Source organism: Pseudonocardia kujensis, assembly GCF_021283305.1.
In the GTDB taxonomy this organism is placed as follows: Bacteria; Actinomycetota; Actinomycetes; order Mycobacteriales; family Pseudonocardiaceae; genus Pseudonocardia; species Pseudonocardia kujensis.
Genome location: NZ_JAJSOK010000011.1, coordinates 41,153 through 64,371 on the forward strand (window position 1 = coordinate 41,153; position 23,219 = coordinate 64,371).

Sequence of the window (23,219 nt, forward strand, 5' to 3'; positions counted from 1 at the left end):
CCTCACGTCGTCGCGGGGTGGAGGTGGCTGCGCAGGAACGCCGCGGTGACGGCGATGGTCGACGGCTCGTCGAATGCGGGATCCTCGTGGCCCGCGCCGCCGAGCACCAGCAACGTGCTGCGGGCGCCCGCCCGGGTCAGCGCCTCGTGCAGCCGCCTGCTCTCGCCGATGTCGACCAGGTGGTCCCGGTCCCCATGCGCGATGAGGAACGGCGGGGCCTCGGCGTGCACATGGTCGACCGGGCTCGCGTCGCGGACCAGGTCGGGCACCGCGACCAGGTCGTCGACGCCGAGCAGCGCGTGCGCGGGGCCGCGGGGCGGAAGCAGGGCCCGCTCCAGCGGGCTGCGCGAGAAGCAGGTGGCGATGTCGCTGAAGCCGAACCACGACACGACGGCCGCAGCCGCCACCCGACCGGACAGGGCTGCCAGCGCCGCGAGCACCGCGCCCGCCGAGGCACCCCAGAGTCCCACCCGGTCACCGGGGACACCGAGCTCGTCGAGGTGTCGGCGGACCCAGTCGACGGCGTCGCACACGTCGTCGACCTGGTCCGGGAACCGCGCCGCGGGGGCGAGGCGGTAGTCCGGCACCACCACGGTCACGCCGTGCGCCGCCAGCGCCCGGACCCGCTGACGGTCCATGCTCCGTTCCCCCGACACGAACCCTCCGCCGTGCAGGTAGACGACGGCGCCCTGAGTCTCGCCGGGGGCGGGGTGGACGTCCAGCTGCAGGCCACGCGCGAACTCGTGGGTGCGCACCGCGCCGACCGAGACGCTCATGCCGGCACCGGAGCCGGCTCCGGGATCTGGGCGAGGAGGTCGTCGACCAGGGCCACCGCGTCGTCCGCGCCGTCCGCCAGGCCGAAGAGGTAGACGTCAGGCCGCGACAGCAGCGTCGTGGCGTGGTGCTCGGCGAGGTAGTCGGCGTAGGTGCCCTCGACGTCGACGACTCCGCCGACCCCGCCGACCCCTTCGTCGCCGAGGTGGATCACCCGCACCCCGAGGTCGGCGAGGCGGGCCAGGCGCGCGGCGCCGAGGATCTCCTCGAGCGGCAGCGTGGAGATCAGCTGGAACCCGTACCCGACGAGGTCGTCGAGCAGTCCCTCCCGCTCCCCGATGCGGACCACGCCCTGGGGCGCGACCTCCCCGGCCTGCTCGCCGTACTCGCCGTCGGCCGAGCGGTGCTGGATGCCGTGGCGCAGCGGCGGGATCGGGGGGGTCACGTCGCCACCGGTCGCCTCCAGGTAGGCGTCCCGACCGGCGGCGTCCTCGGGGGTGAACGGGTTGATCATCTTGTAGGCGGCCAACGAGCCCTCGACGAAGAAGCGGGCGTGCGCCAGACGCTCGGCCTCGTAGGTGTCGAGCAGAGCCTCCTGCGCGAGGCCGCGGAGAACGAGATCCAGCTTCCACGCCAGGTTGGCCGCGTCGCGCATCGCGGTGCACGCCCCTTGACCCATGTACGGGGTCATCCCGTGCGCGGAGTCGCCGCCGATGAAGACGCCGCCCCTCCGCATCGAGACGGCGATCTGGCTGCGGAAGGTGTAGAGCTTGCGGCGGGTCTGGCGGACGTGGTCCCGGGGGATGCCCACCCGCCTCTCCAGGAACTCGAGCCCGCGCTCCTCGGCGGCCACGACCTCCTCGTCGTCACCGGGGAGCAGCCGCACGTCCGACCGCACCCGACCGACGCCGTTCGGCCCCCAGAAGTACGGCTGGTCGAAGTCGAGGTCGAAGTAGCACCGGTGCTCCAGGTCGTGCGGCAGCGGCTTGACGACGTCGTAGTCCGTGAGGATCCAGCGGTCGTGGTGGCGATGGACCACCTCGACGTCGATCCCCACGGCGTCGCGCACGAAGCCGCTCACGCCGTCCATGCCCACGACGTAGCGCGCACTCACCGAGTCCCCACCCGAGGTGGTCACGACATACCCGCCGCCCTCGGCCCGCAGACCCACCACACTGGTGCCCCAGTGGACCTCGACGGCCGGCAGCGTGGCGATGCGCTGCTCCATGGCCGCCTCGATGTGCGGCTGATGCAGCGCCATGTGCCCCCAATGGCCGGCGCGCTTGTAGTCCCAGTCGAAACGACCCTTCTGCCTGCCGTCCGAACCCCAGAGCTCGACCGAGCGCACCGGCAGCGACTCGGCGAGCGCCTCCGCGGGGTCGGCGGCGTGCTGGAGCAGCCGGGCGACCTCACCGTCGAGCGTGCTCATCCGCGGTAGCCCGTACGGCTCGGGAAACTTCTCGAAGACGACGATCCGATGCCCGCGCTGGCCCAGCAGTGAGGCGAGCATCGCACCGGCAGGGCCGAACCCGGCGATGACCACGTCAGCGGTGTCATTCATCTCTGATGCTCCTCGGCGCACCGTCGCGCAAAAGCACGAATCATTCGGGTTTTTAGATCCTTGAGGCGCCGGACCGCGATGTCAAGGCCTGCGCGTCGTAAAGTGGTCGGGTGTTTTCCGTGCCGCAGACGCGTGCCCAGTCGCTGGCCACCGAGATCGAGCGCTGGATCGTCGAGCGTGAGCTGGTTCCGGGCAGCCGCATCGCCACGATGGACGAGCTGCGGGAGCAGACCGGCCTCGGTCGGGCGACCATCAGTGAGGCGGCGCGGCTGCTGGCCGAGCGCGGAGCCGTCGACGTGCGGCTCGGTCGTAGTGGTGGGCTCTTCGTCGCCCAACCCGCGGCGGTGGTCCGCCTGCGCCACACCTTGCTGTCGGTGTCCCGGGATCCGGCGCGGATCACGGACGCGTTGGCGGTCCGGGACGCTCTGGAGGAACTGATCGACGTCGACGCCGCCCTGCACGCGACCCGTCGCGATGTCCGCGACCTTGAGGCGATCGTGACGACGATGCGGGAGCATGCCACCACGCGGGCCGACTTCCTGCAGGCCAACTGGGCACTGCACCGACGGATCGCCGAGATCACCCCGAACGAGATCGCCCGCAGCGTCTACCTGAGCACCATGGCGCAGATCGAAGGCCTGCCGAGCCGGCCCGACGCCGACACCGCCGATGACCAGGCCTACTTGAGCAGGCGGGTCGACGTCCACGCCGAGCTCGTCGCGGCGATCGCCGCGGGGGACGCGGTCCGGACCTCGCGCGCCGTCGTCGAGCACCGGGCGCTGACCTCGCCGAAGACCTCGGATCCCGCCTCGTCCAAGTGAGCTGACCGTCTCCTGGGGAGCCGGAGGCGGGCGCCCGGTCGAGGGCGGGGCGAGGACGCTCGTCGATCGGGGTCCGGTTTCCGGGGACGTGCCGCGGGGGCGAGGTGCTGCGCGACCCACCGGCCGACCGGGATGTCCCCTCATGCTGCCCCTCGGGTCGAGAGCTCGTGGCTCTTCAGGTCGAACCCGGCGGACCCGACCTCGGGGAGGTCGGGCGGCAGCCGACGGGACAGCAGTCGCCGCGCCGCGATGTGGTCCTGCGGGCGGTTGACGGACTCGACGGCCACGAGCCGGTCGTGGTGGAAGCGGCAGACGGAGAAGCTCGCCTCGTCCGGCTCGCCGAGCACGACGCACACGTCGTCGGCGAACCCGAGCCCGACGGTCTGCACGCGGAGATCGAACTGGTGGGTCCAGAACCACGGGACCTTGTCGTAGGGCTCGCCGATACCGCGAGTGATCGTGCTCGCGACGTGGCGGGCCTGGTCGAGCGCGTTCTGCACGCACTCGACCCGCCGCGCGACGGCGCGCTCGCGGTCCGGGTGCGACGCGCAGTCACCCACGGCGAAGATCGCGGGGTCGGAGGTTCGCAGCCAGGGGTCGACCAGGACGCCGTTGTCGACGGCCAGGCCAGCTCGCTCGGCGAGGCCGCTGTTCGCGAGCGCGCCGACGGCGACCACGACGAGGTCCGCAGGGATCTCGGAGCCGTCGGCGAGGATGACTGCCTGGATCCGCCCGTTCCGCCCCACGAACCGCTCCACTCCGGTCCCGAGGCGAAGGACTGTGCCGGCCTGGGTGTGGGCGCGCTGGACGGCGTCGGAGACCGCGGGGGCCACGGCCCGCGTCAGAACCCGGTCCTGCGGCTCGACGAGGGTGACCGCGCGTCCCGCGCCGACGCAAGCGGCGGCGATCTCGAGACCGAGGAAGCCGCCCCCGACCAGGACCACGTGGCGGGCCGTGGCCAGGCGCTTCCGCACCCGCGCGGCGTCGGTCAGGGTCGCCAGTCGGGCGACGCCGTCCAGCCCGACGCCAGGCACCTGCAGGTTCCTGACCGTCGAGCCGAGTGCCAGCACGAGGTGCGTGTAGCCGATCGTCCGGCCGTCCGAGAATTCCAGGCAGCGCTCGGCCGGATGAAGCGCGACCGCCGCCGTGCCCAGCCGGAGGTCGATCTCCTGGTCGGTGAAGAACGACCGGCTGCGCAGCGGCTGTGCTGCCCCGGCACCCGGTCCGAGGAACTCCTTCGACAGCTGCGGGCGGTGGTACGGGAAGTCCTCCTGACCGTCCACGAGGACCACGGGGCCAAGATGGCCCTCGGCCCGCAGCGAGGCGGCGACCTGCACACCGCCATGACCTGCGCCGACGATGACGGTAGTCACAGCTGAGTGTCCGGTACGACAAAGGTCGTGTCGCCCCAGTCCTCCTCGACGTCGACCTGGCACGAAAGCCGGCTCGAGGACGTGCGCGGCGAGGCCGTCGAGTCGAGCATCTCGTCCTCGACGTCGGTGACCGGCGGCAGCCGGTCCGCGGTGGCGGCGTCCGCGTACACATGGCAGGTGGCACACATGGCGTTGCCGCCGCACTCGGCCACGATTCCAGGCACGTCCTCGGCCATCGCCACCTGCATGACGGACAGTCCGGCCTTCCCCTCGACGGTGCGGCGGGTCCCGTCGGGCAGGACGAAGGTCAGGGAGGGCATGGGTGTCAGGCCTCCGTCGCGGTGGTGAGGTGGAGCTGCTGGGGGGATCGGAACAGCCAACCCCTCATCGACCAGCCCGCCTCGGCCAGACGCAGGGTCGGCACCACGGCGGTGAGCTCCTCGAGGGCGATCCGCGCCAGCTCCCGACCGAAGACGTTGCCCGCACAGAAGTGCCTGCCCCCGCCGAACGAGAGGTGGGTCGGGCCGGTGCGCCGGAGCTCATAGCGCTCGCCGTCGGTGAACCGTCGCTCGTCGCGGTTGGCCGAGGCGACCATGCACCAGACGACGGATCCCTTCGGCAGCTCCTCGCCGTGCAGAGTGACGTCGCGGGTCGTCTCGCGGAAGACACCGCCGATCGGGGCGATCCAGCGCAGCCCCTCGGCGATCGCGTCCGGGATCAGGGCAGGGTCGTCGACGATCTCGCCGTAGGTGCCTTCCTGCAGCAGTCCCAGCACGGTGGTGGCCGCGGCATGGCCCGGCTCCTGCATCCCGCCGGTGAGCTCGATCAGGAACGAGGAGTAGATGTCGTCGCGTGAACGCACTGTGCCCGTCGGCATGCCGGCGTGCAGCAGGTGGGACAGACCCGTGCCGTCCGGCGTGGTCTCGAGGCGCCTGAGCCTCGGTTCGAGGACGTCCTTGATCTCCGCGATGACCTCGTCGCTCCTGGTGAAGGGTTCGTCGAGGAAGGCGTAGTTGCCTGCCGCGCCGATGACGGTGTGGAACCAGCGGCGCAGCGTCTCCGACGGCACGTCACCGATGCCCAGCATGGACGCGAGGCCCCGGGTGCTGACCGGCTCCAGGTACTCCGCGACGATGTCGAAGGTGTCCGACCGGCGAAGCTTCGCCGCTTCCTCCGCGGCGATTGGGCGGACCAGGTCGTCGATGTAGCTCGAGACCGCCCGCCGCCGAAGCGGTGGGTCCACGGATGCGCGCCGGTCTCGGTGCACCTCGCCGTTGGCGATCAAGATGTTGCCGGGCCCGAAGGTCCGTTCGAGTACCGGCTGAGTGCTCGGTGCTTGGGTGAGCTCGGTGTCGGCGAGGAAGGCTCGGACGTCGTCGTAGGTCGTCAGCAGGTGGGCGTTCAGCGCGGGGACGAACACACACGGCGCCTCGGCCCGCATGCGCGCGTACATCGGATAGGGATCGGCTTCAAGTGCGGAGATGTCGATCTCGTCGATCCAGCGGATCCCCGATGCGGTGACGGCCACTCGTCCTCCTCGACGGTCGGGTCGGAGCATCCGAGACTAAACAACCCGAATGCTTTGAGTATTAAGCGGGATCGTGCTCGTGGTGACGCCGACTGTCAAGCTCGCCGCACGCGACAGGGCCCGTTGACACGGCGAGGCCGAGCCGGAGAGCATCACCGTCAACGGCACGAGGATGAGATCGTTTCGGATGTGCCTGTCAATGAGCTTTTGCCAACCTGCTGGGCGGGCAGGTCAGGGCCGGTTCGGCATGGCGTGACCTCGAACGGGTGAAGCTCCTGGTAGTCGAGCGGTTGCTGGGATCAGACCGTCCAGCCAGGAGCTTCTGCGTGTTGTCAGACCCGTCCGGGATGAGGCCCGAACAGCAGCGCCCCAACGGCAGCAGGCTGGACGGAACATACCCGGTTCCGCCTGGGCTTCCTCACCCACGTTCAGGTCCACGGCGACGCGGTGTAGGCCCACCGCGACCCCCAGGAACTGCTCGTCGTCGCCGACGAGCAGGGCATCGATGTCGGCTGGGTCGCCCAGCACCACGCCTCCGCCGGAGGCGGCCTGTCCTTCGCGTGGCCCTTCCTGGCCCACGCCGCCGCCCGCAGCACTCGGATCAGGCTGGCCCCGCCGTCACGCTCCCTCCGCTGGAGGACCCGATCCGGCTCGCCGAGGACGTCTCGGCCGTCGACACCCTCAGCGGAGGCCGGTTCGAGATCGGGGCCAGCAGCGGGTCCAGCGAGACCGATTACACGGCGTTCGGGCGCGACATCGGCCGCAAGCGGGGAACTGACCACCGAGGACCTTGCCGTCCTCCGCAGAGCAGGCGAACGGGGAGGTCCTCCTGGTCCGCGCGGACGAGCTCGCCGAGTCCGCCGCTGCCCAAGTCGGCGACCTACGTGACCGCATTGCCGCGCTGGACGCCACCCAGCACGCCAACCAGACCACGCTCGAGGAGGAACACCCCCGGCTGCGACCTAGCCGAGGCGCACCGAGCCGAGCTGGCCACCCGGGACGAGGCCCTGGCCGCCGCCCGCACGGAGCACGCCGAAGGGCTCGATCGGGTGCGCCGCGAGGCCCGGCCCGGCCGCCGTGGTCGCCTGGGCCGGGAGTGGCTCAAGAGAGGCCTGCAGCGCTGAAAGTTGGTCTGCCCTCCTGGACTCGCCCCATCGTCGGGATCGCGAGGAGCAGGTATGACTGGCGGTGCAGAGCAGCGTGTGGTGATCGCAGTGGATCCGCATAAAGCGTCGTGGACCGCGGCCGTGGTTTCCGCCGGGTCGCTGCAACCACTGGCCACGCTGCGGGTGGCGGTCTCTCGAGCCGGCTACCGGGAGCTACGTCGGTTCGCGCAGCGCTGGCCCCGCGCCCGCTGGGCGATCGAGGGGGCCACCGGGCTGGGCGCGCCGTTGCTGGCGAGGCTGACCGCCGACGACATCGCCGTGGTCGACGTGCCGGCCAAGCTGGCCGCCCGGGTTCGGCTGCTCTCCACCGGCCACGGCCGCAAGAACGACGACGCCGACGCGCTCTCCGTCGGCACCGCCGCGCACACCGCACCACACCTACGGACGGCAGAGATCGACCAGGCGCTGGGCGCGCTGCGAGTGCTCGTCGAACATCGAGACGACCTGATCAAGGCGCGCACCCAACTGGTGAATCGGCTGCACGTCCTGCTCACCCAGCTCGTCCCCGCCGGCGCCAGTCACCGTCGGCTGACCGTCGAGATCGCCGCCGGGCTGCTTCGCCGCACCCGCGCACAAGGGCCTGCGGGCCAGGCCGCGCGCCGGGTCGCGGTCGACCTCGTGGCTAAGCTACGGCGCCTCGAACGCCGCATCGCCACCGCCGACGCCGACGTTGCCGGCGCGGTCAAAGCCACCGGAAGCACGCTGACCGAGCTCTACGGGGTCGGCCCCGTACTGGCGGGAAAGATTCTGGCTGCCGCCGGGCCGACGAGCCGGTTTCGCTCCGCCGCGGCGTTCGCCTCGTTCACCGGTACCGCGCCGATCGAGGTCTCCTCGGGAGACGCTGTCCGCTATCGACTCTCCCGTGCTGGCCACCGCGGGCTGAACCACGCCCTGCACATGATGGCCCTGACCCAGATCGGGAGACGCACCCCGGGGCAGGCCTACTACCAGCGCAAACGAGCGGAAGGGAAGAGCCACAAGGAGGCCATGCGCTGTCTGAAGCGCCGACTGCCCGACGTCGTGTACCGCCGGCTCCTCGCCGACAGCCAGCGTTCCGGGGCGGACCCGGGAGGACACACGAGGGCGGCTGCATAGTCCAGCGCGGCCGGCTCACACCTCGAACGCCGGCTCTTCGGACAAGTCACTTCCCGGGCCCGCGCCCCGAAACTACAACCCCCGCCACAAGATCCACTTGACAAAGAGAGGTGCCGAAGAAGATCAGACACTCCCCGCGAGCAAGTAGGACGCCGTTGGTTCACGACAGTGGACGGGGCCGTGGGGAAGACGCCACCGGGCGGAGTGTCAGAGCACTCGCTGCGCTGATGAGGCATCCGACCAGCATGTAGGTCGCGATCGCCGTCGAGCTCCCGAACCCGGTGATCAAGGCGGTAGCGGCCAAGGGCGCGAACGCCCCGCCAAGCACAGAGCCCAGCTGGATTCCCAGGGAGAGGGCCGAGTACCGGACCTCGGTGGAGAAGGCGTCCGAGAACAGCGCGCCCTGCGGCCCGTAGAGGAGGCTGTGAATCAGCGACAGTCCGACGACGAGCGCGAGCGTTAGTAGGCCGGGCGAGCCGGAGTCGACCATGGGCCAGAAGGCGAACGACCAGAGTCCGAGGAGAACGGCGCCGCCCACGAAGACGGTCCGGCGGCCGAGCCGGTCCGACAGCAGTCCCGCCACAGGCAGGGCCACGAGCTCGACCGCGGAAGCGACCAGTACCGCGGCGAGCACCGTGTCCCGCGACATCCCGAGGATCGTCGGGTTGGTGGCGTAGGCAACGACGAAGGTGATGAAGACGTAGTACGTCAGGTTGATGGCGAGGTAGGCACCGGCGGCCAGCAGGATCTGGCGGGGGTGTCGGCGCAGGGCCTCGATGACCGGTGAGCGACCGCGGGTTCTCGTGTTGGCGGATTGGAAGTCGTTGGTCTCCTCGAGCTTGAGCTGGATGACCACGGCGAGGGCGATGAGGATGATGCTGGCGAGGAACGGGATCCGCCAGCCCCAGGCTAGGAAGTCCTGCGGTGAGGTCGTTCCGCTGACCAGGAGGAACGCGCCGTTGGCCAGCAGGACTCCGCCGGGCGCGCCCGCGGCGGCGAAGCTGCCGTAGAAGCCGCGTCTGTTCGCGGGCGAGTTCTCCGTGGCCAGGAGGATCACTCCGCCCTGCTGCCCGCCGACGGTGATCCCCTGGAGGAAGCGCAGCGCGACGAGCAGGATCGGGGCGGCGACCCCGATCGTGGCGTAGGAGGGCAGCAGCCCGATCACCGTGGTGACGGCCCCCATCGCGACCAGGGCTGTGACCAGGGTCTTCTTGCGGCCGATCGTGTCGCCGATGTGGCCGAACAGCGCGCCGCCGAAGGGGCGGGCCACGAACGCGACGCCGAACGTCGCGAAGGACAGCAGTGTGCCGGTCAGCGGGTCCTGGGAGGGGAAGAACAGGGTCGGGAAGACGAGGGCTGCGGCGGTGCCGTAGATGAAGAAGTCGTACCATTCGATGCTCGCGCCCGCCCATGAGGCGAAGGCGACGGCGGCGGTCCGGCGTCGGCTCGGGGCGGTGGGCAGGGTGGGGGATGGCAGCTCTGACATCGCAGGAGGACCTTCCGGGTCAGACGAGCGTGTGACCGCCGTCGATGGTGAGGACGTGGCCGTTCATGTACGGGTTGCCCATGAGGAACAGGGCGGCGTCGGCGACCTCGCCCGGTGACCCGATCCGCTTGCCGGGCAGCTGCTCGGCGATCGCGGCCACCTTCGCCGCTCGGGTGTCGCCGAAGAAGCCGTCGAGCAGGGGGGTGTCGACGTAGCCGGGGGACAGGACGTTGCAGCGGATCGGGGCGAGCTCGGTGACCAGCGAGCGCATGAGTGCCTCGACGGCCGCGCAGGAGGCGCCGGCCACGGCCTCGCGAGCCATGGGGCGGGTCCCGGCGATGCCGGACATCAGGGTGATGGACCCGGCCGGGGCGAGCAGTGGTGCGGCATGCCTGCTCGCATGGAAGGCCGACCAGAAGCGCAGGTCCATGGCCGGTCGCACCGCGTCGGCGCGGGCGTCGACGACCGGGGTCGGCACGAGTTTCGACGGGGTCACGAGCAGGTGGTCGAGCCGGCCTGCCGACTGCAGGAAGTTCTTGATCGCGTCCTCGTCGGAGACGTCGACCACCCGCCCCTCGGCGACGGAACCCAGCCGGGTCAGCGCCTTGGCGAGCCGATCGGGGTCCCGTCCGCCCACGACCACTCGCGCAGCTCCGCGGGCCACTGCCAGTTCGGCAGTGGCCAGGCCGAGCCCGGACGTCCCGCCGAGCACGACGACGGTCGTGCCCTCGACGCCCTTCATCGCATGCCCGCCTCGCGGAGTAGGGACCGGGCGATCAGTACTTTCTGGACCTCGCTGGTGCCCTCGTAGATCCGGTAGAGCCGGGCGTCACGGAAGAGCCGCTCGACCGGCGTCGTGCTCAGGTAGCCCAGCCCGCCGTGCACCTGTACTCCCCGGTCGGTGATGCGCCCCGCCATCTCGCTGCAGTACAGCTTGGCGGCGGAGGGGCCGGTGGAGGTGTCCGCTCCGCTGTCGTAGCGGGCAGCGGCGTCGAGGACCAGGGCGCGGCCCGCGGCGAGCTCCGCGTGGGACTCGGCGAGCATGGCCTGGACCAGCTGGAACTCCCCGATCGGACGACCACCCTGTCGGCTCGCCGCGGCGTGAGCGACGGACTCGTCGAGCACCCGCTGGGAGAGCCCGACGCACAGCGCGGCGATGTGCAGCCGCCCGCGGGAGAGCACGGTCATCGCGCTGCGGAAGGCCCGACCCTCCTCGCCGACCAATCGCTCGGCCGGTACCCGGACGCCGTCGAGGTGGACCTCGGCGGTCCACGCCCCGTGCTGGCCCATCTTGGCGTCCCGGGGGCCGACGCCGAGACCGGGGGTTCCGGCGTCCACCAGGAACGCCGAGATCTCCCGCGCCTCGGTGCCCGTCCGGGCGAAGACCACGAAGAGGTCGGCCAGCGGGGCGTTGGTGATGTAGCGCTTGGTGCCGTCGAGCACCCAGTCCGTGCCGTCACGGCGGGCGGTGGTCCGCATTCCGGACGGGTCGGAGCCGGCCTCGGACTCGGTGAGGGCGAAGGACGCGACGGCCTTGCCCGCCGCGAGGCTCGGCAGGAACTCCGCGCGCTGGGCCTCGGAGCCGAACCGGGCGATCACCTGGCCCGCGATGCCGTTGTTGGTGCCGAACAGCGAGCGGAAGGCGGGCGCGGTGTACCCGAACTCGAAGGCGAGCCGCACGTCCTCGCTCATGGTGACGCCGAGCCCGCCGTACTCCTCGGGCAGGGCGTACCCGAACAGCCCCATCTCGGCGGCGGCGGCGCGGATGTCCTCGGGGACGGCGTCGGTCTCCTCGATCTCCTGCTCTCGGGGGACGACGAGGTCGCGCACCAGCCTGCGTACGGCGGTGACGACCTGTGCGAAGGATTCTGCGTCCACGGTTCCTCATCGATCGGTGGCCGGGCGGTACGGACGCAGTGAACGGACTCCGGGCACGGGGGCGGTGTTCAAACTTTGGGCACGAAGCCTCAGAAGGCCCGCTCGGGCCGGATGTGCTCGTGTACGAGGTCCAGGAACGCGGCAAGGGACCGGGACGGCGGGTGCTCGGCGTAGGTAACCACCGCGAGGGTCCATGACAGGTCGGCGGCGACCGGGATCGTCTGCAGCGGGTGTTCGCAGGCGAGCGCCCCCTCTGGGGGATCAGCGCGACGCCGAGACCGGGCTCGGCGTAGTCGGGTATGGCCGTCAGCTCGGTGGCCTCCTGACCACGGCGCACGAGTGCGCGATGGGCGAAGGCGGCGGCGAGGCCGTCCGATGGCCGCAGCCGTCGGGCATGTCCAGGGTCGCCCAGCTCTGGCTCTGCACGTCGGCGCGTTGTCCCCGGGACATGCAGCCGGGCGCTGCGCTGCCGGTCGCGCCGTCGGCGCAACCCCGAGGACCGGTGGTTCACCCACCGCGGCCACGCCCCGGCGGTCGAGCCGAGGGCACTGCATACTGAGCACCCCTCACCGTCCCGGTGCGGGAGACCTTCTACAGCGGTGGCCGCAAGTGCTACACCGACTACCCGTCCGTCGGGCAGGAGGACGGCTTCACCACCGTCCCCGGGGACGACGCTGTCGGGTCCCGGTACGCGGAAGCCCGGGCTCGGAAGCGCACGACGTGGTCGACCTGGCGGGTGTGCAAACTTTGGGCACTCGCACTGACGTCGGGGGTCGGAGAGTGGACCTGTCGGATAAGTCTCGGTGAGGAGAACCTGTGCGGCGAGCGGCCATCGTCCAGCCCTTGAGGACCCCGGTAGGAACGTTCGGCGGCGCTTTGCGGGACGTTCCGGTGGAGGACCTCGGGGCCGTCGCGGTGCGGGCGGTGGTCGAGCGGTCCGGGGTGGACCCCGAGCGGATCGACGACGTCGTGTTCGCCCAGTCCTACGCGAACTCCGAGGTCCCCTGCGTCGGCCGTTGGGTCGCGTTGCACGCGGGTCTGCCTGAGCACGTGCCTGGGATGCAGCTGGACCGCCGCTGCGGCGGCGGGCTCCAATCGCTGGTCACGGCCGCGATGATGGTCCAGACCGGCGCTGCGAACGTCGTGCTGGCGGGCGGCGTTGAGTCCATGAGCCGAATCGAGTACTACTCCGCGGCGGTCCGGTGGGGCGCCCGGGCGGGCACGGTGTCGCTCTACGACCGCCTCGACCGCGGCCGGGAGCGTTCTCAGCCCGAGGCCCGCTTCGGCCCGATCTCCGGCATGGTCGAGACGGCCGAGAACCTCGCGTCGGACTTCGGCCTGACCCGTGAGGCAGCCGACGCCTACGCCGCGCGCAGCCATCAGCGCGCCGCGGCCGCCTGGAAGCAGGGCCGCTTCGACGCGGAGCTGGTCCCAGTCGAGGTCCCGCAGCGCCGCGGTGAGCCGGTCCTGGTCAGCCGGGACGAGGGGGTCCGCCCGGACTCGACGGCCGCGAGCCTCGCCCGGCTGCGGACCGTGATGCCGGGCGGCACGGTCACCGCGGGGAACGCCAGCCAGCAGAACGACGCTGCGGCCGCCTGCCTCGTCGTCGCCGAGGATGCGGTGGAGGCGCTCGGGCTCGAGCCTCTTGGCTACCTCGACTCCTGGGCGGCGGCCGGGTGCGCGCCGTCTCGCATGGGCTTCGGTCCGGTTCCGGCGGTGGAGCGGCTCGCGGCGCGGGTCGGGACCGACACCCGGACCCTGCTCGACGACATGACGCTCGTCGAGCTGAACGAGGCTTTCGCCGTGCAGGTGCTCGCGGTGCTGGAGGGGTGGGGCTGGCACGACCACGACCGGCTCAACGTGCTCGGTTCCGGCATCTCCCTGGGACACCCGATCGGTGCGACGGGGGTCCGGATGGTCACCACCCTGTTGCACGAGCTGCGCCGCCGAGGCGGCGGTCGGGGGCTGGCCACGATGTGCATCGGCGGCGGCCAGGGCATGGCCGCGGTGCTGGAGAGCGCCTGATCGGCGGGTTACCGTCAAGCGGGAACTGATAGGAGGAGTCGGCATGGACGTCGCGCCCGCCACGGCTGAGCTGCCCGCCACGGCGGCGGCCGACATCAGGACCTCCTGGGAGCGGTCCTGGTCCGCCGGCGTGCGTCCGGACCTCTCCCTGGAGCGGCTCGACACCGTCGAGGTCGACACCGGGAGCAGGCTGCTCCGGGCCGCACTCCCGGTGCTCGACCGCGTCGCCGACGCCCTCTCAGAGACGTCGTACTTCACCGTCCTCGCCGACAACGCCGCGCGGATCGTGCACCGCGGCCGGATCAGCCACCGCATCTCCGACGTCCTCGACCACACCGGCGTCGTCCTCGGCAGGCAGTTCACCGAGGACTCCACGGGTACGAATGCGATCGCCGCCCCCTTCGAGCTGCGCCGCGGGGTCGCAGTGCGCGGTGGCGAACATTTCGCGCAGTCGCTGCGGGTCTACAGCTGCTACGGCTACCCGATCATCAACCCGGTCACCCGCAGGCTGGAGGGGGTGCTCGACCTGGCGGGACGGGCCGGCGAGGAGAACCCGCTGTTCGGGCCCTTCCTACGCCAGGCCGTCGAGGACATCGAACGGGCCCTGCTCGCCGACTCGCGAGCCGCCGGGCGACGGCTGCTCTCCGCCTTCGACGCGGCTGCGAGCAGGCGCGAGGACCGGGCCCTGCTCGCCCTCGGCGCGGACGGCGAGGTGGTCGTGGCCAACCGGACGGCGATGGACCACCTCGACGCCGACGACCACTCCCGGCTGCGTGAGCTCACCGACCGGGCCCGCACCGGCTTCGGTCGCACGGACGTGCGGTTCGGCACCGCCCGCGGGCTCGACCTCCAGGTGACCATCGACATCGCGGACGGCCAGGGCAACGCGCTGATCTCGTTCGCGCCCGTCTACACCCGGCGGCGCGGGACTGCCGTCGCCCCGATCGCGGCCGGCGAGGTGGAACGGGAGCTGGACCGGTGCCGCGCCCACCGGCTCGCCACGGTGGTGGTGGGCGAACCCGGCACCGGACGCAGCCACACCGCCCGGCAGCTCGCCGGGCCGGACACCACCGTAGTCGGGGTGAGCTGCGCGGACGTCGACCAGGTCGGACGAGTCGCCTGGCTGGACCGGGTTCGCACCGCAGCGGCCGGGGAGGCCCTCGTCGTGGTGGAGGACTTCGACCTCCTCGACGACCACCTGCTGCGCGCCGTGGGGGAGCGGATCGCAGGCGGCGCCTGGATCGTGCTCACCGGCCCACCGATGGCACAGCTCGGGCCCGAGCACCGCTACCTGGCCTTCCGCTGTCTCGGGCGGGTCGAGCTCAGCCCGTTGCGGGACCGGCGTTCGGAGATCCCCGCGCTGGCCCGGCGGATGCTCGCCGAAGCAACCGGAGGGTCCGCCCGCTTCACCCCGCCCACGCTGGCCCGGCTGGCCGAGCTGGACTGGCCCGGGAACCTGCGGGAGCTGGCCCACGTCGTGCGGACCGTCGCGGGCAGACGCAGCGCCGGCGACATCCTGGTCTCCGACCTTCCGCCGGACTACCGGTCCGCGCCGGAGGCCGCGCGGATGAGCCCGTGGGAGCGGTCCGAGCACGACGCGATCCTCGCGGCACTGGAGCGCAACCACGGCAACAAGGTGGCTGCGGCCCGAGACCTCGGCATCAGCCGCGGCACCCTCTACAACCGGCTTCGCACGCTGCGGATCAAGGCCTGACGTGCAGTCGGTCCTGTCCAAGGATTGAACAGGACCGCGACCCGCACCCGGGCAGCCTTCGAAGGTGATCAGCGACGGGGCCGGATCGACGCGGCCTCGTCCTCACCCCGACGAAGGGACGGACGTGACCGCCACCGGATCGGCTCAGACATCGTCGGAGCTGCAGACCGCCCTCGGTGCGATGTGGGGGTCCCGCGACCCCGACGTACGCCTGCAGGAGCTGGTGAACCAGGCCCCGTCCGGCAGCCCGCTCCTGTTGATCGACGGCGAACGTCGGGAGGCGCACTCCGGTGCTCGTTTCGACAACGTTGACCCCACCACCGAGCGGGTCATGGGCTCGACCGCCGACGCCGGGCCCGAGGACGTCGAGGAGGCCATCGCCGCGGCCAGGCGGGCCTTCGACGAGACGACCTGGGCGACCGACCACGCCTTCCGTCGCCGCTGCCTCGAGCAGCTCCACGCGGGCCTCGTCCGGGTGGCCGACGACCTGCGGGCCACCGCGGTGTGGGAGGTGGGAGCCGCGGTACGGACGACGCACGCCTTCCACAGCGACTTCGCCCTCGACCTGCTGCCGTGGTTCGCCGAGCTCGCGGAGTCCTACGACTACGACCTCACGCTGCCGGACCAGCCCTGGGCGGCCGGGACCCGCAGGCTGATCGCCCGGGAACCGGTCGGCGTGGTCGCGGCGATCACCCCGTGGAACTTCCCACTCTACACGGCGATGACGAAGATCGCCCCGGCGCTCGCCTCCGGAAACACCGTGATCCTCAAGCCCGCGCCGCAGACCCCGTGGCACGCCACGCTGCTGGCCCGGGTCGTGGCGGAGGAGACCGACATCCCGGCAGGGGTGCTGAACATCGTGCCGACCTCGGACAACGCGGTCGCCGAGATCCTGACCACCGACCGTCGGGTGGACATGGTCCACTTCACCGGTTCCACCGCCGTCGGCAGGAAGATCATCACCAATAGCGCCGAGCGCATCGGCCGGGTCGCGCTCGAGCTCGGCGGCAAGTCCGCCAACATCCTGCTCGACGACGCCCCGATCGCCGACATCGTCCCGGTCGCGGCCGGGATGGTCTGCTGGTCGGCCGGCCAGGGCTGCGTGTTGCCCACGAGGCTCCTGGTCCCACAGGACCGGTACGACGAGGCCGTGCAACTGGCGACCGCGGCCTACCACGGCATCGCCTACGGCGACCCCCGCGACCCCCTGGTGATCCAGGGCCCGCAGGTCAGCGCGGTCCAGCGGGAACGCGTCCTGTCCTTCATCGAGAAAGGCGAGGCCGAGGGCGCGACCCTGCTCGCAGGTGGCGGCATCCCGGCCCATCTCGACACCGGGTACTTCGTCGAGCCCACCCTGTTCGGCGACGTCGACCGGAACGCCACCATCGCCCAGCAGGAGATCTTCGGCCCCGTGCTGTGCCTGATGCCCTACCGGGACGAGGCGGACGCGATCGCGCTCGCCAACGGCACGGCCTACGGCCTGGCCGGGTCGGTGTTCAGTGCCGACCAGGATCGTGCGGTGTCGGTCGCGCGCCGGGTGCGCTCCGGGATGATGTCGGTCAACGGCGGCTTCTTCTACGCCCGCGACCTGCCGGTCGGCGGCTACAAACAGAGCGGGCTCGGCCACGAGTGCGGCGTCCAGGGATTCGAGGAGTTCCTGGAGACCAAGGCAATCGCCATCGGGGTCTGACGGTGTGCAAAGCCTGAACAGAGTGCTCCCGGTCATCGCCGCGAGCATCGATCCGGACACCGCAACGACGCGAGAGGACCAGTCATGAAGACCAAGGCCGCTGTGAGCCTGGGGGTGCACCGCCCCTTCGAGATCATGGAGCTCGCCCTCGACGGACCCGGCGAGGGCGAGGTGCTGCTCAAGAACGTCGCCGCCGGTCTGTGCCACTCCGACCTGCACCTGACCGACGGCGACATGCCGCCGCGCTACCCGATCGTCGGCGGCCACGAAGGCGCGGGGATCGTCGAGGAGGTCGGTCCGGGTGTGACGAAGGTGAAGCCCGGTGACCACGTGGTGTGCAGCTACATCCCCAACTGCGGGACCTGCCGGTACTGCGCCTCCGGTCGCTCGAACCTGTGCGACATGGGCGCCACGATCCTCGAGGGTCGGTTCCCCGACGGCTCGTTCAAGTTCCATAAGGACGGCGTCGACTTCGGCAGCCTGTGTCTGCTGGGAAGCTTCTCCGAACGCACCACGGTCTCGCAGCACTCGGTCGTCAAGGTCGACGACTGGCTGCCGCTGGAGACCGCCGTGCTCGTGGGCTGCGGTGTGCCGGCGGGCTGGGGCGGACCGGTCTACAACAACGGGATCCGGGCCGGGGACACCGCCGTGATCTTCGGGATCGGCGGGCTCGGGATCAACGCGGTTCAGGGCGCGGTGATGGCCGGTGCCCGGCACGTCGTCGCGATCGACCCGATCCCGTTCAAGCGCGACACCGCTCTCAAGTTCGGGGCCACGCACGCCTTCGCCACCGCCGAGGAGGCGCACGAGGCGGTCAAAGAGATGACCTGGGGCCAGATGGCCGACGGCGCGCTGATCTTCGTCGGCACCCCGGACGAGAAGATCGTCAGCGACGCCTTCCACATCATCGGCAAGGGCGGCACCGTCAGCCTCGCGAGCCTCGCCGACCCGGCCAAGCTCACGGTCCACATCTCGGGCATGGAGCTGACCCTGATGGAGAAGACCATCAAGGGGTGCCTGTTCGGCTCGTCGAACCCGCAGTACGACATCGTGCGGCTGCTGCGGCTCTACGACGAGGGCAAGCTCAAGCTCGACGAGCTCATCACCCAGCGGTACCGGCTGGAGGACGTCAACCAGGGCTACGACGACCTGCGCGCGGGCAAGAACATCCGCGGCGTGATCGTCCTCGACTCCTGACCCCGGCCCGGGCGGGCACACCCCGCCCGCCCGGGCCGCCCGCCACCTCTCGAGAGGCACCGATGCACGTCCAGCCCGCCGTCCCGTTCTCCGCCTCGCATTGGAGCGAGATCGAGACGCTGCCCGCCACCGTGACCCGCGCCGTCCAGGACGCGAACCTCCGCGACCAGATCGCCCACCTCGCCGCGCACAGCGACTTCTACCGGGCCAAGTTCGCCGAGCACGGCGTCGACCCCAACCGGATCCGCACGGTCGACGACCTCGCCGACCTGCCGTTCACCGAGAAGCAGGAGCTCCGCGACAGCCTGGCCGCCGCACCGCCGCTGGGCCGCCACGTCGCCGCCGACCGCTCAGAGATCGTGCAGGTCCAAGCCTCCTCTGGAACCACCGGCAGCCCGTCCTACGTCGGGCTGACCTCCTCCGACGTGACCACCTGGTGCGAGCTCGGCGCTCGCGCCCTGTACGCCAACGGGTTCCGGCCGGGCGACCGCGCGCTGCACGCGTTCGGCATGAGCAAAGGTTTCGTCGGCGGCCTCCCGATCGTGCAGATCCTGCAGTACATGGGGATCGTCGACATCCCGATCGGAGCCGAAGCCGGCGCCGAGCGGCTGCTTCGGGTCCAGGCCGACCAGCGCCCGGAGCTGGTCATCGGCACACCGTACTTCCTCGCCTACCTCGGCGAACAGGCCCCGGCGATCGTCGGGCAGCGTTCGCAGGATCTCGGCGTCCGGGCGATCAGCGTCGGCGGCGAGCCGGGCGCCGGCCTGCCCAGCGTCCGGGAGAACCTCGAGCACCTCTGGGGCGCGACGGTGCGGGAGATGTTGGGCGGCACCGACATCGCCTGCACCTACTGGGGAGAGTGCGAGGCGAACGACGGGATGCACTTCCTCTCGCCCGACCTCATGGTCACCGAGCTCATCGACCCCGAGACCGGCGAGCGCGTCGAACCGGTGGAGGGCGCCGAGGGCGAGCTCGTCTACACCGCGCTGCGGCGGCGTGCGTCGCCACTGCTGCGCTTCCGGACCCGCGACCACGTCGTCGTCACGGGCACGGACTGTGCCTGCGGGCGTACCGGCTACAAGGTGCGGTGTGTCGGACGCACCGACGACATGCTGATCGTTCGGGGGATCAACGTCTTCCCGTCGGCGATCAAGGACCTCGTCCTCAGCCTGGCTCCTGCCACGACGGGGGAGATGCGGATCCGCGTCGACTTCGCCGGTCACTCGACCCAGCAGCCGTTGCCGCTGGTCGTCGAGCACGCCGCCGACCTGGAGGACTACCGGCACGAGGAGCTGCGGAATGCCATCGAGGACCGGGTCCGCTCGGCGTTGAACGTGAAGAGCCGGGTGCAGCTCGTGCCGGAGGGCACGCTCAAGCGTCCCGACCACGTGAAGGTTGCGCTGGTGGAGAGGGTGGGGGCATGAGGACCTACGAGGAATTCGCCACGCTCCTGGTCGACCGGCCCGCCGCCGCCGTGCTCCGCATCGTGCTCGACGGCCCGGACCTGCACGCGGTCGGCGCGGACATGCACCGCGACCTCGCCGACGTGTGGACGGCGGTTGCCCGGGACGAGTCCGTGCGCGCCGTCCTGATCCGCGGCGCGGGGGACCGGGCGTTCTCCGCGGGCGGCAGCTTCGACCTCGTCGAGTCGATGGTGGACGACTGGCGGACCCGGACGAGAGTGCTGCGGGAGGCCCGCGACCTGGTGCGCAACATCATCGACTGCGACGTCCCGATCGTCTCGGCGGTCAACGGCCCCGCGGCGGGGGCCGGGCTCGTCGCGGCGCTGCTCGCGGACGTCTCGGTGGTCGGGAGGCGGGCAAAGATCGTCGACGGTCACGTCCGCCTCGGCGTGGCGGCGGGCGACCACGCCGCGATCTGCTGGCCGCTGCTGTGCGGGATGGCCAAGGCGAAGTACCACCTGCTGACCAACGAGGTGCTCACCGGCGAGGAGGCCGAGCGGATCGGGCTCGTCTCCCTCTGTGTGGACGACGCCGAGGTCCAGGACCGCGCCCTGGAGATCGCGGTGCGGCTGGCAGCGGGCTCCCCGAGCGCGCTTCAGTGGACGAAGCACGCCCTGAACAACTGGTACCGCCAGGCCTGGCCCGCCTTCGAGGCGTCGCTCGGCCTGGAGTTCCATGGGTTCGGCGGCCCGGACGTCGTCGAAGGTGTTGCGGCGCACCGGGAGAAGCGCCCACCGAGGTTCACGTGAGCCCGCTCGGGGGGGTGCTGGTCGTCGCCCTGGAACAAGCGATCTCGGCGCCGCTGTGCACCCGCCACCTGGCCGATCTTGGAGCGCGGGTGATCAAGGTGGAGAACCCGGTCGGCGGGGACTCCACGCGCCACTACGACGACGTCGTCCACGGGATGTCCGGGCACTTCGTCTGGCTCAACCACGGCAAGGAGTCCGTGGCGCTCGACCTCACCCAGGCGGCGGACCGGGAGTTGTTCGAGTGCCTGCTGGACGCCGCGGACGTCTTCGTGAGCAATCTCGCCCCCGGCGCACTGGGCCGGCTCGGGCTCGGCCCCACCGACCTCGTCCGGCGGAGGCCGCGTCTCGTCGTCGTGGACATCTCCGGCTACGGCGAGGGCGGACCGCTGGAGCACAAGCGGGCCTACGACCTGCTGGTGCAGGCCGAGGGCGGCGTGTGCGCGATCACCGGGGAGCCGGGGGTCCCGGCCAAGCCCGGGGTGCCGGTCGCGGACGTCGGCACCGCCCTCTACGCCTTCGGCAGCATCGTCACGGCCCTGTACGACCGCGAGCGGACGGGCCGCGGGACGGTCGTGTCCCTGGCGATGCTCGACGTCGTCGCCGAGATGATGGGCTTCGCGCTGAACCAGGTCGTCCACGGCGCGCCGGCACCGCGCGCCGCCGGGATGGGCTCCCCGCTGATCGCTCCGTACGGGGCCTACCCGACGCGGGACGGGCACACGGTGGTGCTCGGCACCACGAGCGACCGCGAGTTCCGCCGCCTCGCCGATCTGCTCGGGCGACCCGACCTGGCCGAGGACGAGCGCTACCGGCACAACGCCGACCGGATCCGGCACCGGTCGGAGCTCGACGCGGTCCTCGACGACTGGTGCCGCACGCGCGACCTCGCCGAGATCCAGACCATGGCCGACGCCGCCGGCATTGGGAACGCCCGGCTCAACGACGTCACCGACCTGGCGGCGCACCCGCAGCTGCACGAGCGCGGCCGGTGGCACGAGGTCACGACCCCCGGCGGCACCGCCCCCGCCCTCCGCCCACCCCCCACGAGCGCGGACTGGGTGGTCCGCAGCGCGCGGGTCCCCGACCTGGGCGAGCACACCCGCGCCGTGCAGAAGGAGTTCGGGGCCCGGATGGAGGAGACGAGCCACCGTGCACGGTGACGATCTGCGTACCGACGCGCCGGGGCGCCCGCCTGCGCTCGTGCTCGCCATGCTCGCCGAGATCTCCGACCAGAGCCGTCTCCCGGGTGAGCGGCGGCTGGCCGAGCTGTGGGGCGTCAGCCGCAACGAGGTCCGAGGTCTGCTCGCCCGCCTGCGGCACGCCGGTCTGGTGGAGACCCGTCGTCAGTCGGGAAGTTATCTGCTGGTCTGCCGTGGAGGGGCACGTGGGTGACGGGCAGGGTCCGTTGACGGGCCTGCAGGTCGTCGAGTTCGCCGGTCTCGGTCCCGGACCGTTCGCCGCCATGATGCTGGCCGACGCCGGGGCGGACGTCCTGCGGATCGAGCGTCCGGGCGGCTCGCCGGACGGTGGTGCGCTGCTGCGTGGACGGGACACCGTAGAGGTGGATCTGAAGTCGGCGGAGGGCCGCTCGCGGGCCTACCGCGCGGCCGAGGCCGCCGACGTCCTGATCGAGGGGTACCGACCGGGTGTGATGGAGCGGCTCGGTCTGGGGCCGGAGGACCTGTGCACCGCGAACCCGCGGCTGGTCTACGGGCGCATGACCGGGTGGGGCCAGGACGGCCCGCGCAGCGCGCAGGCCGGGCACGACATCAACTACCTCTCGCTCACCGGCGCCCTGCGCTCGATCGCCCGTCGGGGCGAGGCCCCGGTCCCTCCGCTCAACATCGTCGCCGACTACGGCGCTGGCGGGATGCTGCTGTTGGCCGGCGTGCTGATGGCCCTGATGGAGCGGCACACCTCGGGCCGCGGCCAGGTCGTCGACGCCGCCATGGTCGACGGGGTCGGCCTGCTCATGACCGGGATCTGGAGTCGGCTCGCCCAGGGCCGGTGGCCGGGCCCTCCCGGAGAGAACGAACTGGACTCGGGCGCTCCCTTCTACGACGTCTACCGCACCGCCGACGACGAGTACATGGCGGTCGGGAGCATCGAGCCGCAGTTCTGGTCGCGGTTGCTGGAGGTCCTCGAACTCGACGCCGCGGTCGTGCCGGACCAATGGGACCGGCAGCGGTGGCCGGAGGCGAAGGCACTCCTGGCCACGGCGTTCGCCACCGCCACCCGCGCCGAATGGACCCGACGGTTCGCCTCCGTCGACGCGTGCGTCACCCCGGTCCTCTCGCTGGAGGAGGCGCCTGCCGACGCGCATCTCGCAGCTCGCCGGACCCTCGTGACCGACGCTCACGGAGCCATCGAGCCGGCTCCGGCGCCCCGCTTCTCTCGGACCCCTCTCGGTAAGGCCTCCATATCACTTGAGTCGTCAGACGGAGATCGACCCGCACCTGGGGGTTTGTAGGTTGCGGGCCCTGCCCCGGCCAAGCGCCTTTGCGTGGATGCTGGTCCTGGACGGTGACGACGCCTACGTCGGTGCAAGGCGGTGCTCGCGACGCGGGCCAGCGGCCTCTGTAACAAGGACGAGTCCACAACGGTCGGGCTCGTCGAGGCCGTGGCGGTGGATGAGGGCGACCACCTCAAGCACCGCGGCGTCCTGGCCAACAGTGAGGATCGGTGAGTAGCTGACTCCT

The 23,219-nt window shown here is 71.4% G+C and carries 20 protein-coding genes; 12 read left to right on the forward strand and 8 right to left on the reverse strand.

Translation table 11 applies throughout. The features are described from left to right. Positions 1-2 precede the first annotated feature (2 nt). A complete protein-coding gene (locus tag LWC35_RS10560) occupies positions 3-776 on the reverse strand; it encodes an alpha/beta hydrolase (RefSeq protein ID WP_232869878.1) in 774 nt (257 codons plus the stop codon). After that, the gene (locus tag LWC35_RS10565; RefSeq protein WP_232869879.1) at positions 773-2,335 is read right to left on the reverse strand and encodes an FAD-dependent monooxygenase; all 1,563 of its coding nucleotides are present in this window, start codon (positions 2,333-2,335) and stop codon (positions 773-775) included. The genes LWC35_RS10560 and LWC35_RS10565 overlap by 4 nt, the downstream gene beginning before the upstream one ends. A gap of 119 nt (positions 2,336-2,454) precedes the next feature. Here LWC35_RS10565 and LWC35_RS10570 point away from each other — a divergent pair, with 119 nt between their 5' ends. After that, positions 2,455-3,156 carry a FadR/GntR family transcriptional regulator gene (locus tag LWC35_RS10570; protein ID WP_232869880.1) on the forward strand — a complete coding sequence of 234 codons (702 nt, stop codon included), beginning with the start codon at positions 2,455-2,457 and terminating at the stop codon, positions 3,154-3,156. Positions 3,157-3,296: 140 nt separating this feature from the next. On the opposite strand, the gene LWC35_RS10575 is transcribed toward LWC35_RS10570, so the two are convergent. From LWC35_RS10575 to LWC35_RS40205, 3 genes are read right to left on the reverse strand one after another with little or no spacing between them, the layout of a single operon-like run. After that, complete coding sequence (locus LWC35_RS10575; protein ID WP_232869881.1) at positions 3,297-4,529, reverse strand: NAD(P)/FAD-dependent oxidoreductase; 1,233 nt, start codon at positions 4,527-4,529, stop codon at positions 3,297-3,299. Then, positions 4,526-4,849 carry a 2Fe-2S iron-sulfur cluster-binding protein gene (locus tag LWC35_RS10580; RefSeq protein WP_232869882.1) on the reverse strand — a complete coding sequence of 108 codons (324 nt, stop codon included), beginning with the start codon at positions 4,847-4,849 and terminating at the stop codon, positions 4,526-4,528. The genes LWC35_RS10575 and LWC35_RS10580 overlap by 4 nt, the downstream gene beginning before the upstream one ends. A gap of 5 nt (positions 4,850-4,854) precedes the next feature. Next, a complete protein-coding gene (locus LWC35_RS40205; RefSeq protein ID WP_232869883.1) occupies positions 4,855-6,057 on the reverse strand; it encodes a cytochrome P450 in 1,203 nt (400 codons plus the stop codon). Positions 6,058-6,404: 347 nt separating this feature from the next. On the opposite strand from LWC35_RS40205, the gene LWC35_RS40880 reads away from it, so the two are divergent. Both LWC35_RS40880 and LWC35_RS10590 read left to right on the forward strand, forming a co-directional pair. Next, a complete protein-coding gene (locus tag LWC35_RS40880; protein ID WP_372463030.1) occupies positions 6,405-7,181 on the forward strand; it encodes an LLM class flavin-dependent oxidoreductase in 777 nt (258 codons plus the stop codon). 54 nt (positions 7,182-7,235) lie between these two features. Next, positions 7,236-8,318, forward strand: coding sequence for an IS110 family RNA-guided transposase (locus LWC35_RS10590; protein ID WP_232869884.1), 1,083 nt, complete (start codon positions 7,236-7,238; stop codon positions 8,316-8,318). Between the two features lie 160 nt (positions 8,319-8,478). On the opposite strand, the gene LWC35_RS10595 is transcribed toward LWC35_RS10590, so the two are convergent. From LWC35_RS10595 to LWC35_RS10605, 3 genes are read right to left on the reverse strand one after another with little or no spacing between them, the layout of a single operon-like run. Further along, a complete protein-coding gene (locus LWC35_RS10595) occupies positions 8,479-9,804 on the reverse strand; it encodes an MFS transporter (RefSeq protein WP_232869885.1) in 1,326 nt (441 codons plus the stop codon). A 19-nt stretch (positions 9,805-9,823) separates the two neighbouring features. Beyond that, positions 9,824-10,546, reverse strand: a complete 723-nt coding sequence (locus LWC35_RS10600; protein WP_232869886.1) for an SDR family oxidoreductase — start codon at positions 10,544-10,546, stop codon at positions 9,824-9,826. Then, positions 10,543-11,682 (reverse strand): acyl-CoA dehydrogenase family protein, encoded by a 1,140-nt coding sequence (locus tag LWC35_RS10605; protein ID WP_232869887.1) that lies wholly within the window; start codon positions 11,680-11,682, stop codon positions 10,543-10,545. Before LWC35_RS10605 ends, LWC35_RS10600 begins: the two co-directional genes overlap by 4 nt. Before the next feature lie 816 nt (positions 11,683-12,498). Between LWC35_RS10605 and LWC35_RS10610 the strand changes: the two genes are divergently transcribed. From LWC35_RS10610 to LWC35_RS10650, 9 genes are all read left to right on the forward strand, one after another. After that, complete coding sequence (locus LWC35_RS10610; RefSeq protein WP_232869888.1) at positions 12,499-13,707, forward strand: acetyl-CoA C-acetyltransferase; 1,209 nt, start codon at positions 12,499-12,501, stop codon at positions 13,705-13,707. 43 nt (positions 13,708-13,750) lie between these two features. Then, a complete protein-coding gene (locus LWC35_RS10615) occupies positions 13,751-15,421 on the forward strand; it encodes a sigma-54-dependent Fis family transcriptional regulator (RefSeq protein ID WP_232869889.1) in 1,671 nt (556 codons plus the stop codon). A gap of 124 nt (positions 15,422-15,545) precedes the next feature. After that, on the forward strand, positions 15,546-17,111 hold the full coding sequence (locus LWC35_RS10620) for an aldehyde dehydrogenase family protein (protein WP_232869890.1): 1,566 nt from the start codon (positions 15,546-15,548) through the stop codon (positions 17,109-17,111). 84 nt (positions 17,112-17,195) lie between these two features. Then, positions 17,196-18,308 (forward strand): NDMA-dependent alcohol dehydrogenase, encoded by a 1,113-nt coding sequence (locus LWC35_RS10625; protein WP_232869891.1) that lies wholly within the window; start codon positions 17,196-17,198, stop codon positions 18,306-18,308. A 62-nt stretch (positions 18,309-18,370) separates the two neighbouring features. Further along, positions 18,371-19,732 carry a phenylacetate--CoA ligase family protein gene (locus LWC35_RS10630; protein ID WP_232869892.1) on the forward strand — a complete coding sequence of 454 codons (1,362 nt, stop codon included), beginning with the start codon at positions 18,371-18,373 and terminating at the stop codon, positions 19,730-19,732. Beyond that, the gene (locus LWC35_RS10635) at positions 19,729-20,520 is read left to right on the forward strand and encodes an enoyl-CoA hydratase/isomerase family protein (protein ID WP_232869893.1); all 792 of its coding nucleotides are present in this window, start codon (positions 19,729-19,731) and stop codon (positions 20,518-20,520) included. The genes LWC35_RS10630 and LWC35_RS10635 overlap by 4 nt, the downstream gene beginning before the upstream one ends. Beyond that, entirely contained in the window at positions 20,517-21,680 is a 1,164-nt protein-coding gene (locus LWC35_RS10640) for a CaiB/BaiF CoA transferase family protein (RefSeq protein ID WP_232869894.1), read from the forward strand. Before LWC35_RS10635 ends, LWC35_RS10640 begins: the two co-directional genes overlap by 4 nt. Next, on the forward strand, positions 21,670-21,912 hold the full coding sequence (locus tag LWC35_RS39100) for a GntR family transcriptional regulator (protein WP_308194513.1): 243 nt from the start codon (positions 21,670-21,672) through the stop codon (positions 21,910-21,912). Before LWC35_RS10640 ends, LWC35_RS39100 begins: the two co-directional genes overlap by 11 nt. Then, complete coding sequence (locus LWC35_RS10650) at positions 21,905-22,990, forward strand: CaiB/BaiF CoA transferase family protein (RefSeq protein ID WP_232869895.1); 1,086 nt, start codon at positions 21,905-21,907, stop codon at positions 22,988-22,990. Before LWC35_RS39100 ends, LWC35_RS10650 begins: the two co-directional genes overlap by 8 nt. The last annotated feature ends 229 nt before the right edge of the window (positions 22,991-23,219 follow it).